The 15,901-nt window shown below is 42.9% G+C and carries 13 protein-coding genes; 11 read left to right on the top strand and 2 right to left on the bottom strand.

Annotated elements, in window-relative coordinates; genetic code table 11:
* Positions 1-102: 102 nt before the first annotated feature.
* From B155_RS0110665 to tsaD, 11 genes are all read left to right on the top strand, one after another.
* Positions 103-2,217, top strand: a complete 2,115-nt coding sequence (locus B155_RS0110665; protein WP_018128260.1) for a BatA domain-containing protein — start codon at positions 103-105, stop codon at positions 2,215-2,217.
* 6 nt (positions 2,218-2,223) lie between these two features.
* Entirely contained in the window at positions 2,224-2,808 is a 585-nt protein-coding gene (locus B155_RS0110660; protein ID WP_018128259.1) for a hypothetical protein, read from the top strand.
* A 16-nt stretch (positions 2,809-2,824) separates the two neighbouring features.
* The gene (gene hflX, locus B155_RS0110655; RefSeq protein WP_018128258.1) at positions 2,825-4,114 is read left to right on the top strand and encodes a GTPase HflX; all 1,290 of its coding nucleotides are present in this window, start codon (positions 2,825-2,827) and stop codon (positions 4,112-4,114) included.
* A 2-nt stretch (positions 4,115-4,116) separates the two neighbouring features.
* Positions 4,117-4,782 carry a CBS domain-containing protein gene (locus B155_RS0110650; RefSeq protein ID WP_018128257.1) on the top strand — a complete coding sequence of 222 codons (666 nt, stop codon included), beginning with the start codon at positions 4,117-4,119 and terminating at the stop codon, positions 4,780-4,782.
* A gap of 34 nt (positions 4,783-4,816) precedes the next feature.
* Positions 4,817-7,807, top strand: coding sequence for a tetratricopeptide repeat protein (locus B155_RS0110645; RefSeq protein WP_018128256.1), 2,991 nt, complete (start codon positions 4,817-4,819; stop codon positions 7,805-7,807).
* Between the two features lie 3 nt (positions 7,808-7,810).
* Entirely contained in the window at positions 7,811-9,094 is a 1,284-nt protein-coding gene (gene aroA, locus B155_RS0110640; RefSeq protein ID WP_018128255.1) for a 3-phosphoshikimate 1-carboxyvinyltransferase, read from the top strand.
* A gap of 162 nt (positions 9,095-9,256) precedes the next feature.
* Positions 9,257-9,691 (top strand): Hsp20/alpha crystallin family protein, encoded by a 435-nt coding sequence (locus tag B155_RS0110635; protein ID WP_018128254.1) that lies wholly within the window; start codon positions 9,257-9,259, stop codon positions 9,689-9,691.
* 92 nt (positions 9,692-9,783) lie between these two features.
* Positions 9,784-11,718 carry a molecular chaperone DnaK gene (gene dnaK / locus B155_RS0110630; protein ID WP_018128253.1) on the top strand — a complete coding sequence of 645 codons (1,935 nt, stop codon included), beginning with the start codon at positions 9,784-9,786 and terminating at the stop codon, positions 11,716-11,718.
* A gap of 175 nt (positions 11,719-11,893) precedes the next feature.
* Positions 11,894-12,133: a DUF2188 domain-containing protein gene (locus B155_RS0110625; RefSeq protein WP_018128252.1), complete on the top strand. Its 240-nt coding sequence runs from the start codon at positions 11,894-11,896 to the stop codon at positions 12,131-12,133.
* A 155-nt stretch (positions 12,134-12,288) separates the two neighbouring features.
* Complete coding sequence (locus B155_RS0110620; protein ID WP_018128251.1) at positions 12,289-13,212, top strand: DUF4412 domain-containing protein; 924 nt, start codon at positions 12,289-12,291, stop codon at positions 13,210-13,212.
* A 227-nt stretch (positions 13,213-13,439) separates the two neighbouring features.
* On the top strand, positions 13,440-14,423 hold the full coding sequence (gene tsaD, locus B155_RS0110615; protein ID WP_018128250.1) for a tRNA (adenosine(37)-N6)-threonylcarbamoyltransferase complex transferase subunit TsaD: 984 nt from the start codon (positions 13,440-13,442) through the stop codon (positions 14,421-14,423).
* Between the two features lie 2 nt (positions 14,424-14,425).
* Here tsaD and rnhA read toward each other — a convergent pair whose 3' ends face one another.
* Both rnhA and pyrF read right to left on the bottom strand, forming a co-directional pair.
* Positions 14,426-14,869 carry a ribonuclease HI gene (gene rnhA / locus B155_RS0110610; RefSeq protein ID WP_018128249.1) on the bottom strand — a complete coding sequence of 148 codons (444 nt, stop codon included), beginning with the start codon at positions 14,867-14,869 and terminating at the stop codon, positions 14,426-14,428.
* Positions 14,862-15,701 (bottom strand): orotidine-5'-phosphate decarboxylase, encoded by an 840-nt coding sequence (pyrF, locus tag B155_RS13345; protein ID WP_018128248.1) that lies wholly within the window; start codon positions 15,699-15,701, stop codon positions 14,862-14,864. The genes rnhA and pyrF overlap by 8 nt, the downstream gene beginning before the upstream one ends.
* Positions 15,702-15,901 lie beyond the last annotated feature (200 nt).

Here is a 15,901-nt window from a genome sequence, read left to right as displayed (position 1 = left end):
TAAACCGCCTTTTTTTGAATATTAAGATTGTATTGGCTAATTCGCTTTATAACAAAAAGTTCCCAACCCAATTCTTTTAAAAGTAACATTTTTTTGCGCTAAATGAGTTTTTTAAACCCCATTTTTTTATTGGCCTTACTAGCGGTTGGTTTACCACTTGTTATTCATCTGTTGAACCTACGAAAACCCAAACGGGTAAAGTTCTCAACCATTGCCTTCTTTAATGAATTAAAGCAAACAACGATTCAGAAGATAAAACTGAAACGGTGGTTGTTGCTAGCCCTTCGCTTTTTAGCCATTACTTGCTTGGCCATGGTCCTTGCTCGTCCTTTTTTACCGCCTTCCTTTGGATTGGCGAGTTCAGCGAATGAACCTACCGTATACGGCATTCTGGTAGACAACAGCATCAGTATGTCGCGCATTGGAGCAAAAGGCCCTCTAATAAATCAAGTATCGGAGTATATCGAAACGATTAGCTCATCGGCAAAGGAAGAAGATCGATTTCTAATTCAAGTCACCCATGGGGAAGCATTGAATTCAACGGTGATAAGTGCAGGGCAACTCGAGGCCAGAGTGGCTAAGATTGAGGTGCAGAATAAAGGGGGATTCTTCGAGAATAGAATCAATGAGTTGTTCGAGGTGCTGTCGGCCGCTCCTTTTCAAAACAAAAAAATATTTGTTTTTACCGATGGCGATCGGGCCCTATTAGAAAGTATCGCAGACTCTGAACACGAAGAGAAAGACCGATATTCCCTTTCGGTGATCCAAGTGGAAGAGGTGCAAACACAGAATACTTTCGTATCTGAAATTTCCACTCCTACTTCATTGGTGGGGCAAGGCATTCCCTTTCAGCTCGTAACGAAGGTGCAGAATGCCGGGGAGGTGCTAGCCGCCAATCAGTTTTTAACCCTCACGGTGGAAGGGGAAACGGTGGGCCAATATGCTTTAGAAATTCAGCCGGGCGAAACGCAGACCTTTAGCTTCGAAATCACCCCAAACACCCAAGGCGATATTACGGGGTTCGTAGAAATTGAAGGGGATGAGTTCGTAGCTGATAATAGAAAGTATTTCAGTATCCAAGTTCCTGAAGAGCGGAATGTATTGTGGGTTACCGAAGATAACAGCAGCGGTGCTCAGATTTCCTACACCCAAGCCATATTAGATGCCCAAAGCGATGATGGGACTCAAATTAACTATGAACGGGTTGCGATAAATAATATTAATCAGGTGAATTTAGCCGACTTCGACGCCATTTTGTTGGAAGGCCTTCCTGATATCCCTGAATTTCTATTCTCAGGTTTGCAGAGTTTCGTGCAAGCTGGGAAGGGGCTGATCTTTTTGCCTAGCCAACAGGCAGATATTCAAAACTATAATGACTTTTTGGCGCTGTTTAATGCGGGCCGAATTGGTGGAGTAGTGGGGGAGTATGCTTCCTTTAAATCCATTGCGAAAGCCAATGTGCTGCTCGAAGATCATCCTATTTTAGAGGACCTTTTTATTCGGGAGGATGAGGATAGACTCAACTTTGAAGCGCCCGATATCTACTATTATTACAAACTGCAGCTCAGCGCAAATGGAGCAGGTTTCCCGCTTCTAGAATTAAATAATTCGGACATCATTCTGTATGAGAAAAAGTTTGGAGAAGGGAAGTTGATTTTGTCGGCTTTGGGGAATGATCCTGCATGGTCGAATTTGTCCATTAAACCTTTGTATGCGCCTCTGTTCTATCGCACGCTGTTGTATGCCTCCTCCTTAGAAGTGGGTGGATTAAATCAGCACTTACTTGGTAATAACTTCCAATGGACGGGCGATCTCGATATAGAAAATACGGAGCTGGAATGGCAGGAAGAGCGTATTAAGGTAGATCTAGCCAATGTAGGCGGTGGGGTGAGAGTACATTATCCGGGTTATGAATGGAGCCCGGGATGGGTGAAAGTGACGGATGAGGAACAGGTGTATACCGTTGCACTCAACTTGCCGAATTCTGAATCTATGTTTAATGAATTAGAACAAGGCGGTGTTAAGGAACTGATTGCCGAGAATGATGTTATCAATATAGTAGACACGAACACGTTAACTACCACCGATGTTGAACAGGAAATCAAATCCAGTGGATTTGGCAAAGAAATTTGGCAGTGGTTCATGTTGGCAGGCTTTTTGTTGTTAATATGTGAATCGTTGGTATCAACATTTTATAAGGCAGAGACCATAAGCTAAAATCTATTGAAAGAAATTCTATCCATATTCTTCCAAGCAGTTATCGTGTCGTTTACGATCGCGTCTACTATGATGGCGGGTTATTCAGTGTTGAATAAGTTTCGTTTGCGTAAGGTGCGCTTGAGTTGGAGGGCCGGTAAGCTTTTTGGATATCCACTGTTTGCTACGGTGTTTTTGATACTCATTGCGGCGCTAGGTGCTTTCAATTATTTCACTGGAGGCTCTAGTAGATACATGGTGTTCGGCGGTTATATATGGATTGGTTTGATGTGGTTCATCGCTAGCTATTTGGCTTCAAAGCATTACATCACCGATTACGGCATTGTAAAAAACATCAATGAGCCGTCGCAAACTATTCCATGGTTTCAGATATTAGATCAAGTGGAACGCGAAGAAAAAGGAGGCGTTGAATTCACCTTCTCTTATTCAGATATGGATAAATCGTTGGTGCGTGGCTTTAATCAATTGAAGTTATTTGTGCCCGACTCCAAGCGAAAGGACTTTGAAAAAATCGTATCTTTGAAGTTGAAAAACCGCTTTGAAGGAAGTGAAATCCCCGATATCGACCTAAAACAAATACATAAAGACTAATTAAAGAAGAGACTCATTGCTAGACGACGTCAAAAACTCTGACATAGAACAAGAAAAAGTGATGCTAGTAGGCCTATATGGCCCAAAGGTTACGAAATTTCAGGCTGAAGAATACCTTGAAGAGCTTGCTATGCTTGCAGATACAGCAGGTGGTATCACCGTGGAAAAAGTATTGCAGAATAAAACCCAACCAGATATTTCAACTTATGTAGGAAAGGGTAAGATTCAGGAGCTCAAGCGAATTAAGGGAGAGAAGAAAATTGATACCATCATTTTTGATGATGACTTATCTCCAACGCAAATCCGAAATATTGAAGCGGGTACAGAAGCAAAGATTTTAGATCGAAGCGCACTCATTTTAGATATTTTTGCCTCCAGAGCGAAAACAGCAGCGGCGAAAACACAAGTGGAACTCGCTCAGCTACAGTATCTGCTACCAAGACTTACACGTTATTGGACTCACCTTTCGAGGCAGAAAGGGGGTATCGGAACCAAAGGTCCGGGTGAAACACAGATTGAGACCGATAGACGAATTATTGGCCAACGTATTGCCACCCTCAAAGACAAACTGAAGAAATTAGATCAACAGCGAACCACGCAACGAAAAGGGCGCGAGGGAATGCATCGAGTTTCATTAGTGGGCTATACCAATGCGGGAAAGTCGACCTTGATGAATGCCTTTACCGCAACCAATGTACTAGCTGAGGATCGTTTATTTGCGACTTTAGATTCTACCGTCCGTCGGTTGGATCTCGAAAATCACTCTATTCTGTTATCGGATACAGTAGGTTTTATTCGAAAACTGCCCCATAATCTAATCGAGAGTTTTAAATCTACCCTTGATGAAGTGCGCGAAGCGGATATCTTACTCCACGTTGTAGATGGTTCATCGATAATGGCGCATGAGTACAAAGAAGTGGTGGATACGACTTTAGAGGAGCTTAATGCCACGAATACCAAAACGGTGCTGGTGCTCAATAAAGTGGATAAAATGACTTCAGATCAAATCGCAGAGATGAGAGATGAATACCCTGACGCGATTTTTGTATCCGCTGAACAAAGTATTGGCTTAAGGGAGTTGGAGGAGAAAATCGAGGAGCTGATCGAAAGCGATTACTCTTATCATACCCTGCAGATTCCGATGAGTAAATATAAAGCAGTGGCTTTTATTCATGAGAACGCTACCGTAGACAGCGAAGAGTTCGAAGGCAGTAATGTTGAATTAACATTTAGTATGGCCGATAAAGATTTTGAACAATTATCGCATTTATTGAATACTATAGGCTCTAACGAGGAAGTTATCTAGCTATGTTAGTTCATGAAATCCTAAATACCGAAATCGCACCGCTTAGAGATAGTGATACTGTATCATTAGCGCTCACAAAGCTGGATTTACTGCACATTAATAAATTTGTGGTGGTAAATAGCGAGGATGAAGTAAAAGGGATGGTTGAAATTGAGACGCTGGCTGAAGTACTCGATGAATCTACGCTGATCTCTGAACTTCCATTGGGTGACCCCATCTGGGTGCCCAGTACGCAGCATTTGTTTGAGACCACTCGCCAGATGGTAGCACATGAGTTGTATGTATTACCCGTTGCCGACCGCAATATGAAATATCTTGGGTTGGTGCGCAAAAGAGAAGTGCTGAACGCTCTGGGTGATATTTTTAACCTGGCTACCTATGGCTCTGTAATTACTATAGAGCTGAGCCAAATGGATTACACGCTCTCAGACATCGTTCGCATCATCGAAACAGAAGGAGCTAAGATACTTGGTGTGGCGGTGCAACAGCCATCAGAACGCCATAACTCTATACGAGTATCAATAAAATTAAATTTAGAAGATTCCTCTGTTGTAAGTGCTGCATTGCGTCGTTTTGGTTATGTTATACTCTCGGAAGAACAAAGCGAAAGTTTAGAACATAATTTTTCTGACAGAGCCGACGAACTTATTCGCTATCTTGACATATAAGATTTAAACTCTAAATAAATTACCTCAGCGATACATGCGCTTCATTGTTTTAAGCTGTTTACTCTTTACCTGCATTTTAACCTTCGATTTAAACGCTCAGTACCTACAGTCAGCCCGAGCCGAATCATACCAAACAGGAATAGAACTCTACAACGAAGGGTATTTTGAAGAAGCTGTATTAACGCTGAATTCCTTCAAAGAAGTTAACACAAATCCGGAGCTAACTCCTTTTGTCGACTTTTACTTAGCGCGTTCCAAAGCCAGCTCCGATTCAGCCCGCATCGAGTATTACTATCATAATTTTATTAGAAGCTACCCTAAGCATGAGCTCGCGAAGACCCTATTTAAAGATTTGGGCCATCGTTATGAATCGATGGGACAATATGATGAAGCGATTGAGTTTTACCAGCGATCACTAGAGACTTTAAACATCAGCAATACCACCGCCGCTGAAACACAGTATTGGGTAGCTGAAGCTGCCGCTGAAAAGAAAGACCATCATGCCGCAAGAAGCTTTTTTATGGATCTTGCCGATACCTACCCCAATAGTGATTGGGCACCGAAGGCCTTATATGCCAGAGGTAGATTATACCTGACCGATAACAAATTCGATTCGGCATCGGTGGGTTTTGAAGTGTTGAAAGAGCGATACCCGAATGCACCAATTACACGTCGTGTTGGTACAGCTTTGGGTGAATCCTATTATCAGCAGGGTAGATATGAGGAAGCAATTGAAGCACTCAGAAATGCCATGTTCTATTTGGATGAGGAATCAAAAGAAAAGGCCGTTTTCCTTACCGCAGAGAGTTACAATTTCCTTGGCGATTACAAAGAGGCCTCGAAATCATATTTACAGTATTTGAATATGACCAAAGGCACACCCAAGGAACGTAATGCCCATTACGGTTTAGGTTGGTTGTACCACAAGCAGAAGATTTATCATTGGGCGGCCGACTCCTTTGCCAAAGCTACAGAAGGGGATGATGAAATTGCACGAAAAGCCCTTTACTATAAAGCTATCAATGAAAAGCTAGGCGGACAATACGAGAACTCTCTGAAATCATTCCGCGAATTTGGCGACCGCTATACCACTGGTTTATGGGTGGAACATGCCTACTACGAATGGGCGGTGTCATCATTTGAATTTGGACAGTACGGAGAAGCCATTGAAACTTTATTAACGCTGATTCGGAATGTAAAAAACCTTGATAACCCCGGAAAAGTGTATGCATTTCTTGGGGAGGCTTATTTTGCAAACAATGAGTATACCCGCGCAAGTCAAGCGTTTGAAGAAGCTGAAAAAGTAGCGGATATCGATCCTAATTTACGCCGACAAGCACGTTTTCAGAAGGCATGGATATTGTATAGAAACCAAGCTTATGAACAGGCTCAGCCTATTTTTGAATCGGTATATGCCGAAACGCCGAAGTCTGATATCGGTACCGAGTCACTATTCTGGAGTGCTGATAGTTACTATAAAATGGGGCAGTACAGTGAGGCATCACAACGGTTTTCAATCTTTATAAAGAATTACCCAAATCATGAGTTGATTGGAGCGGCTCGATACTCCTTAGGTTGGAGCTATTTTGTGAGTGGTGACTATGAGAAAGCGGTAGGTCCACTTGAAGCCTTTTTGAATGATTATAATCCTCCACCCATCGCTTTATTCCCATATGATACCGATACCCAGTTACGAATCGGGGATTCATATTATGCATTAGGCGATTATCGAAATGCTATTCGATTCTATAACAAAGCCATCGGCGCTGATCCGGGTGGCGACTACGCGATGTTCCAGGTAGCCAATAGTTACTACCGTTCAGGGCGTACTTTTGAGGCTGTTTCAACTTTCAGAAGAGTGCTTCGCATTTATCCATTCAGTCGATTAAGAGAACAAGCGCAGTACAACGTAGCCTACATCTATTTAAATACGGATAATTATTCTCAAGCGATTGAGGAATTCCAGACGGTAATCAATAAGTATCCGGGTACGGAATGGGCCGCACGATCGCAGTACAACATCGGTGACTCGTACTACAATGCGGGAGAATATGACCGAGCTATTGAAGCCTATAAGCAAGTGTTGAGCAAGTACCCAAAAAGTAGCTACATCATTGATGCGGTGAACGGTATTCAGTTCTCGCAATTATCCTCTACAGGGGTGGATAGCAGCTCTGCGGTATTGGAAGACTTCTTAAGCAACAACCCGAGTAGTAGCACGGCCGATAGGTTGCGGTACCGCCAGGCTGAAAACGTGTATCAATCTGGAGATTACGAAGCCGCTATTAAAGAATTCAGGCAGTATTTACGAATCACGAATTCGGATAACCTTATAGCGGATGCTTACACGAATCTTGGAGATGCCTATCAACAAACGGGGCAAATTGACCAAGCCATTAATGCATACCAAACGATTGTAGATGAATACCCTACGGATGATCAGGCACCATCGGCGCTTATTACCTTGGGGAACTTATACCGCCAGAAAGGAGAGTTCGAGGCTTCCCATCAATACTTTGCACTGCTGCTAGAGCGTGGTACTCGATACAGCCAAGAGGCTTATGTAGGTATGGGTACGGCTAGTCTAGAAGGCGGCGATTTAGGTAAAGCCAAATCAGAATTTGAAAATGCCCTGCAAATCAATCCTGCAAATGCCGCGGCCAATGTAGGTTTAGGAAGAGTGGCACTGGCTGAAAAGAGATACGACGAAGCCACGCAGTTACTACGTCCGATTGCCGATCAAAATACGACTGTTAGTGGGGCTGAAGCTCAGTTCTATTTAGGACAGATTCAGCAAGAACAAGAGAACTTCGAGCAAGCTATAGAAGAGTATTCCAAAGTTAGGGTGCTATTCGAAGCCTTTGAAACTTGGGTATCTCGATCACTTTATCACTCGGCTGAAAGTCATATTTTACTGGGTAATAGAGCGGAGGCTTTAGAGATCTTAAAAGGGATTGTTGAAACTTACCCTGATACAGAAGGTGCTGAAAAAGCGCAGTTACTTTTAGATCGCACCGAGGACTAGTTCATGGATAAGAAGCTTGAACCTGTACTTTCGTTAAACGGAAGTATTGAGCCACCCGCGGATAAATCAATTTCTCAACGTGCTGCAATTTTTTCCTTATTGCATGATGGGGTTTCAGAAGTAAAGAACTATTCTCCGGCGGAAGACCCCCAAAGTACGCTCCGATGCATTCAAGACTTAGGTGCTAAAGTAACAGAAGATGGTGGAGTGCTTTTTATTGAAGGCACTGGCCGAAATGGCATACAAGCTCCTGACGATGACCTTGATTGTGGGAACTCAGGAACGGCGATGAGATTGCTCTCAGGAGTGATTACAGGTGCTGGAGTCACGGCGCGTTTATGTGGCGATTCCTCCCTGACCTCACGCACTATGACACGAATCATAGAGCCCTTGGAGCAAATGGGTGCCCATATACTTGCCCGAAATAGTGCTTATGCTCCATTGATGATTAGCCGATTAGATCCGCTTAAACCAATGAATTTTGAGTTGCCCATCCCAAGCGCACAGTTGAAATCGTGTATGTTACTGGCTGGGCTTTTTGGGGAAACACCCACACGGGTAATTGAATCCATTCCGAGTCGAGATCACACAGAACGACTCCTGAGGTTGAAGATTGAGGAAGAAGGGGATAAACGTATTATCCACGCTTCTCGTGAAGATCAGATACCAAATCAAAATTATACCATTCCTGGCGATTTTTCGGCTGCAGCATTTTGGATGGTCGCGGGGTGTTTATTACCCCAATCAGAAATTAGACTCGAGAATACAGGGATGAACCCTACTCGCAATGCCCTTCTACATTTGTTACAACAGATGGGGGCTAGTTTCGTGCTTGAAAATGAACGCACCGAAGGAGCTGAGCCCGTGGCCGATATCGTGGTAAGGACAAGCGACCTAAGGGCTATTAATGTGCCTCGAAATATGATGCCAAACTGTATCGACGAGCTACCTATACTCGCGGTAGCTATGGTTTTTGCAGAAGGGGTTTCGGTGATATCAGGTGCTGAAGAGCTTCGCCATAAAGAAACCGATCGTATCATGGCCATAGCTGAGATGCTTCGAAGTATAGGTGCTAACTTCAAAGAGATGGAAGACGGTCTCGAGATATACGGGAACCCTGATTTCACGTTTGAAGGCGCCACCTTCAAAAGCTTCCACGACCATAGAATCGCCATGGCATCGGCGGTATTGGCATTAAAAGGGGAATCACCTTCCACCATTCTAGATGCCGAATGTGCGGCCGTATCATATCCAAACTTTTGGGAGCACCTCGAAGTACTGAGCTAAGCCAAGTCCATTCAACGAGCTATTTAAAGACCAAAGGCTTGAACGCTTCCCCAGCAAGCCCTGACATTTCTTACGTCAATACGTCAGTTTGATATTTTACTCTACATCTTGGCATTGTGCTTGCTTTACCCTTCATGAATTTAACCACACGAGGTGAGCATCATGGGAGATTTTACAGAATTTGGAATTGAAGTAGAGAAGCATTTATCCAAGCTGGGTAAAGATATTCAGCAATTTGTGGAGAAGGTGGTTCCGCTTACAAATGAAGACAAAGACTTTGCACCCGATTGCGATATCGTGGAAAGCGAAGCAGAATTTAAAATTTTGATCGACCTCCCAGGATTATCCAAAAAAGAGATAGGTATTTCTTTAAAGGATAATGTGCTTACAGTGAAGGGTGAACGAGAAATAGTTCTGAGTGAAGGCGAAGAATTTAAACGCCAAGAACGCCGAAGAGGCGCTTTTGCACGTTCGTTTGCACTGCCTGAAAATGTAAACAAAGCAGAAGTAAATGCGAGTTTTAGAAACGGAGTGTTAACGGTGAGTATGCCAAAATCAGAGAATTTGAAAAACTCTCAATCGATCCCGGTTAAGTGACCTTCAACGAATATCATATAAATAAACAATAAATAATTTTGTGAGCCTGTGAATATCAGGAGCGCAAAAAATCAAAATCAGATTTTAGACCAATGGGAAAAATCATAGGAATTGACTTAGGAACAACTAACTCGTGCGTTGCCGTAATGGAAGGCAATGAGCCAGTTGTAATTCAAAATGCTGAAGGCGGGCGTACAACACCGTCGGTTGTGGCATTCTCTAAAGATGGCGAACGATTGGTAGGTGCTCCTGCTAAGCGTCAAGCTATTACCAACCCTGACAAAACGGTAGCTTCCGTAAAGCGTTTCATGGGACGTATGTTCAATGAGGTGAATGAAGAAGCTGGGCAGGTAGCTTACAAAGTGGTAAAAGGAGATGACAATACTGCACGTGTAGAGATTGATGATCGTAAGTATGCTCCTCAAGAGATCTCAGCAATGGTACTGCAGAAAATGAAGCAGACCGCTGAAGAGTACATTGGCGAAAAAGTAACCGAAGCTGTAATCACAGTTCCTGCTTACTTCAACGATGCTCAGCGTAAAGCAACTCAAGAAGCGGGTAAAATCGCGGGCCTTGAAGTAAAAAGAATTATCAACGAGCCAACTGCTGCGGCATTGGCATACGGACTAGATAAGAAAGAAACCGACCAAACTATCGTGGTGTATGACCTTGGTGGTGGTACATTCGACGTTTCAATTCTAGATCTAGGTGATGGCGTATTTGAAGTGAAATCTACAAACGGTGATACGCACCTTGGTGGTGATGACTTCGACTCTCGCATTATCGATTTCCTAGCCGAAGAGTTTAAGAAAGACGAAGGGATTGACCTTCGCAAAGACCCAATGGCGATGCAGCGTTTAAAGGATGCTGCTGAGAAAGCTAAAATTGAGCTTTCTAGTTCACAAAAAACAAATGTGAACTTACCATTCGTAACTGCTACGCAGGACGGCCCTAAGCACTTAAATGTAGATTTAAGCCGTGCTAAGTTTGAGCAATTAGTTGACGACTTAGTGAAGCGTTCAATCACTCCATGCGAGAAAGCGTTGAAAGATGCTGGCCTAAGCAAGAGCGATATCGACCAAGTTATTTTAGTAGGTGGTTCAACTCGTATTCCAAGAATTCAGGAAGCAGTAAAAGAGTTCTTCGGCAAAGACCCAAGCAAAGGCGTTAACCCTGATGAAGTAGTTGCCGTTGGTGCTGCTATTCAAGGTGGTGTTCTTTCAGGTGATGTTGAAGACGTAGTATTACTTGATGTAACTCCACTTACACTAGGTATTGAAACTTTAGGTGGTGTAATGACTCCACTTATCGAATCTAACAGCACAATCCCAACTAGTAAGTCGCAAGTATTCTCAACGGCTGCCGACAACCAAAGCAGTGTAGAGATTCATGTACTTCAAGGGGAGAGAGCGCAAGCTGCTAGTAACAGAACTTTAGGGCGTTTCCACTTAGACGGTATCCCACCAGCACCAAGAGGCATGCCTCAAATCGAAGTAACTTTCGACTTAGATGCTAACGGTGTTCTAAACATTACTGCGAAAGACAAAGGAACAGGCAAAGAGCAAAGTATTCGTATCGAGTCTTCATCAGGATTAAGCGATGAGGAAATCGAAAAGATGAAAAATGCTGCCAAAGAGCACGAAGAAGAAGACAAGATACTTCGTGAGAAAGTAGAAAAAATGAACCAAGCAGATGGTCTGATTTTCTCTACTAAGAAGCAGCTAGAAGAATACGGCGACAAAATTTCTGATGGCAACAAAACCGCTATCGAAGACGCAGTAAGCAAACTTGAAGAAGCACATAAATCAGAAAACTTAGAAGAGATTGATTCAGCTATGGAAGCGGTTAACGCGGCATGGTCGGCAGCATCTCAAGAGATTTATGCAGCTACACAACAAGAAGGCGGCGCTGAAGGCGCTGATGCAACGGGTGGCGAACAAGCATCTTCCGAAGATGCATCTTCAGAAAAAGAAGAAGCCGTTGATGCAGACTACGAAGTTGTAGACGACGAAGACGAAAAGAAGTAAGATTCTTTCGGTAATCGTTAGAAATTCAAAGCCTCGGTGCATTCGCATCGGGGCTTTTTTTATGGGTTAAAGTGCCTATAAATCGTTGAATCATAGAATATGAAACAATAGCCCATCAAACGCCCTTCCAATAGGTAGAAGTAACAACGATAACTAAAACAGAGAGACATAGATTATGAGTAAGCCACAAGACAGAACAATTTATAAGAATGAAGAAGGAAAGTGGGTAAACGAAAAGCATGAAGCAGGTCGCGCAAGCACCCTTCACGATACCCAAGAAGAAGCCTATGAGGCAGCCAAAGAAATGCTGCAAAACCAAGGCGGTGGCGAAATTAGTATTAAAGGACTGAATGGTGAAATTAGAGAGAAAAACACCATCGCTCCGGGTAACGATCCCGTGAGTATTGAAGGGTGATAGAATAAATCTCCCCATGAGCTCTGCTGTTTTACGGCAGGGCTTTTTTATTTTCTATAATTACACAATGATAAACCCTGTTTACTCATTCTTACTTGAATTCGAAGAGTGAGACTATTAAAATTAAGCACTAAACTTAACTAACAGGGGTACTTATGGAGAGACGGATTTTAACAGGTGGGATTTTATTCATTCTATTCTTACTAATTCCAGCGCAAACAGAAGCTCAGTTTCTTAAAAAACTAAAGAAGAAAGCAGAGCAAAAAGTGATGGATAAAATTGAACGAAAAATTGATGAAAAGCTGGAAGCAGTTGCCAACAAGGCCGTAGACAAAAGCTGGAATTCGATATTTGGAGAAGAGGGCCCTAGTGGAAGCGTATCTGAAGAAGACGGGGGCAGTTCAGGGAAGTCAAGCCGCATGAAGCTTCCATTTAAAACCACATCGAATGTAAAAACAGAAGATGTATACCGGTTCAATAAAGAAACGGTGATGGAAATTCGGAACTCGAATAGTTCGTCGGATGAGCCTCAAATTATCCGCATGTTTGAAGGAGATAGTGATTACTCTGGCACCCTATTCTATACTCCAGAGGCAAAGGGAGAAGAGACGTTCATCGTGTATGATTATAAAAACGAAGCCATGGTTATGCTCATGGATAGCGAGGAGGGAACTTTTTCTTTCGCCTACGAATGGGAAAGTACCATGAGTACAATGGATGAAGAATCGAATGAAAACGGTTCCGCTCAAAGTGCTCTTAAAGACTTCGATATCATTGGAAATAAAACGATCGAAGGGATTAAATGCACAGGCTATAGAAACAATGCAAATGGGGTTACAACCGAGTTTTGGGTGGCCGATGAAAATGATGAGTCGCTTAAAAATATGATGAATGCCAATGCGAGTACTAAATACCTCAGAGGTTTCCCTATGTTTGGAGTGGTAGGGCACCCCATTCTAGAAATGAAGCAGGTGGATCATGAAAGTGGCGATGAAATTGAGATGAAGATTACGGAAATCAATAAGCGCTCGAATAAAAGCTATACAATGAGCGATTACCCTACTATAGGCTTCAACTAATACCTATGCTTTAACACGATTATATAAAATTGCCTCGATTGCATTTTAGAGGGGGGGGGGTAATTTATTATGCGGTTCAGTTTTTAAAAGCTCAAGAACGTATTGCCGATAGCATAGAATAGATTGCTAGAGAATTGAATTCAGCATCCAAATAAACGGATATTAGAAGCTAGAAAAACTACGAGCTAGGCACAGCGAGTGTGTGTATTTGTTCGTAATTTTGAGGCATGAACATTCTTGCTATTGAATCCTCTTGTGACGACACCTCGGCTGCGGTATTAGCGCCTACAGGGGTTTTATCTAATGTAATCGCTTCTCAATCTATACACATCAAATTTGGTGGTGTGGTGCCTGAGTTAGCTTCGCGTGCTCATCAAACAACTATTTCTCAAACGGTTGCTCAAGCGCTGGATGAAAGTAAGCTCACTTTGGATGCAATCGATTTGGTAGCGGTAACTCAAGGGCCGGGACTGATGGGTTCTCTACTGGTTGGTTTATGCTTTGCCAAAGGATTAGCGCTAGCCAACCACATTCCTTTGGTGGGGGTGAATCATATGGATGCTCATATCTATGCCAATTTCATTGATGAGTCGCCATCCTTCCCATTTATATGTTTAACCGTTTCTGGTGGGCATACGCAACTAGTACATGTAAAAGCTCCCTTTGAGCATGAGATTTTAGGCTCTACTCGAGATGATGCAGCAGGTGAAGCATTCGACAAAATTGGCAAGATCCTTGGCCTGTCTTACCCAGCGGGACCCGTTATGGATAAGCTTTCAAAAGAAGGGGATGCTAAGTTTCACAAATTCCCTCAAGCCTTACTGAAGGAAGGGCTCGATTTCAGTTTTTCCGGCTTAAAAACGAGTGCGCTGTATTACACTCAAGCTAAAGAAGATGCATGGGTTCAAGAACATTTGAATGATATTTGTGCCAGTGTTTCTGAAGCCATCACAGAAGTACTCATCAAGAAATTAAAAAGAGCGGTTCAGCAAACGGGTGTGGAAACTATCGCGATAGCAGGAGGAGTATCGGCAAATTCAATGTTGCGTGCTAAGGCAAAGAAGATGGCTGATACCATGAGTTTAAATCTGCACATCCCAAAACTGAGCTATTGTACCGACAATGCCGCTATGATTGCTATTACAGGTAAGATGAAGGCGGAATTAGGCGAATATGCGGATATGAATATGAAGCCTTTCGCTTCGCTATAGATTTAAAACTTCTTCGATTCAGCTACAGCAAGTTGATCTACACGTTCATTCAGTTCAAGGCCTGAATGCCCTTTTACTTTAATCCAGTCTACCTTGTGGCGGCCCATAGCTTCGAGCATTGCTTCCCAAAGCTCTTTGTTTTCAACAGGTTTTTTATCGGCCTTACGCCAACCTTTGTTTTGCCAATTTTGAATCCAACCTTTGGTCATGGCATTGATGATGAGTGCACTGTCGCTGTGAACCTTCACGTGGCAAGGTTTCTTCAATGCTTTTAAAGCTTCAATAACGGCCTGCATCTCCATGCGGTTGTTCGTGGTATGTGCTTCCCCACCCGAAAGTTCTTTCTCTTTCCCATTCCAGATCAAAATGGCACCCCAGCCACCTGGCCCCGGATTTCCACTGCACGCACCATCTGTGTATACAATTACTTCGGGTAAATTAGACATAGCGTTGAGTGATGATCTTTAAGGATTCTTTTGTTTCTAGTGCTTTCTGAGCTACGTGTTCCACCCAGTTTTCTTCATTGCTACCTGCGTATATGATACTTCGGCTGGAGTTAATGAGGGGGATACCCGCATGATCAGCTAACGCTTTTGCTAACTCTTCTACTGAACCTCCTTGAGCCCCTACGCCGGGTATTAAAAGACTGCCATTCAGATGCAGATCGGTTACCGATTTTGACATTTCCGCTTGAGTAGCCCCAATAACCATTCCTAAATGAGCTTTAGCTTTTTGAGATCGCTTGGCTAATTCCGAAGCAATAAACTGTCCCATCATCTCAAAGCCTTCAAAGGGTTTCTTTAAGAAATCGGAAGCGCCTGGATTAGAGGTCAACGTAAGTACATAGATCCCTTTTGTGTCATCTTGGGTAAATGCATCTAAGGTTTCAAAACCCATCAGTGGATTCAGCGTTATGGCGTCTACATTGAATTGCCCATAAAATGCTTTCTGGTAGTGCTCGGCCGTAGTGCTGATATCGCCTCGTTTAGCATCTGCAACAATAATCTTATCCGATGGGATAAAGGAAATCACTTCTTCAAATACTTCAAGTCCACGAGTGCCAAGTGCTTCAAAAAAAGCGAGGTTTGGTTTAAATGCCGCACAATGTTCCGCTGTGTTTTCTATAACGGCTTTACAAAACTGGAGAACCTGCTCATCGGCAGATGCATATTGCTGAGTGATGGCAGTAGGTAGTTTAGATAAATTTGGGTCTAAGCCCACACAAAGAGTTGAGCCTGAAGCTTTAACGGCTGCAGTAAGTTTATCTGAAAAGGTCATGCGAATATGAAAAAATTTTTGATGAAGATAACATTTCTGTGTGCCAATGTTTGTTGGATTTAGGGATTGTTACTTCCTGTAAAATAATTGGGGCTGGAGTGTCTTTTCAGTAGATTCTGCCTTTACTATTTAATAAAAATATTGGAAATGCTTGTTAATTCAACTTCGGGGAGCTGGAGCTCCAAAATAAAATTAAGTTG

The organism is Balneola vulgaris DSM 17893 (assembly GCF_000375465.1).
GTDB classification, from domain to species: domain Bacteria; phylum Bacteroidota; class Rhodothermia; order Balneolales; family Balneolaceae; genus Balneola; species Balneola vulgaris.
The sequence above is the reverse complement of the archived record's forward strand: the minus strand, read 5'-3'. Positions and strand labels throughout refer to the sequence as shown.

Coding starts and splice junctions, on each gene's coding strand:
- pyrF (WP_018128248.1), bottom strand. CDS start 15,701: ATGACCTTTTCAGATAAACTTACTGCAGCCGTTAAAGCTTCAGGCTCA.
- tsaD (WP_018128250.1), top strand. CDS start 13,440: ATGAACATTCTTGCTATTGAATCCTCTTGTGACGACACCTCGGCTGCG.
- rnhA (WP_018128249.1), bottom strand. CDS start 14,869: ATGTCTAATTTACCCGAAGTAATTGTATACACAGATGGTGCGTGCAGT.
- B155_RS0110665 (WP_018128260.1), top strand. CDS start 103: ATGAGTTTTTTAAACCCCATTTTTTTATTGGCCTTACTAGCGGTTGGT.
- dnaK (WP_018128253.1), top strand. CDS start 9,784: ATGGGAAAAATCATAGGAATTGACTTAGGAACAACTAACTCGTGCGTT.
- B155_RS0110650 (WP_018128257.1), top strand. CDS start 4,117: ATGTTAGTTCATGAAATCCTAAATACCGAAATCGCACCGCTTAGAGAT.
- B155_RS0110635 (WP_018128254.1), top strand. CDS start 9,257: ATGGGAGATTTTACAGAATTTGGAATTGAAGTAGAGAAGCATTTATCC.
- B155_RS0110625 (WP_018128252.1), top strand. CDS start 11,894: ATGAGTAAGCCACAAGACAGAACAATTTATAAGAATGAAGAAGGAAAG.
- aroA (WP_018128255.1), top strand. CDS start 7,811: ATGGATAAGAAGCTTGAACCTGTACTTTCGTTAAACGGAAGTATTGAG.
- B155_RS0110620 (WP_018128251.1), top strand. CDS start 12,289: ATGGAGAGACGGATTTTAACAGGTGGGATTTTATTCATTCTATTCTTA.
- B155_RS0110645 (WP_018128256.1), top strand. CDS start 4,817: ATGCGCTTCATTGTTTTAAGCTGTTTACTCTTTACCTGCATTTTAACC.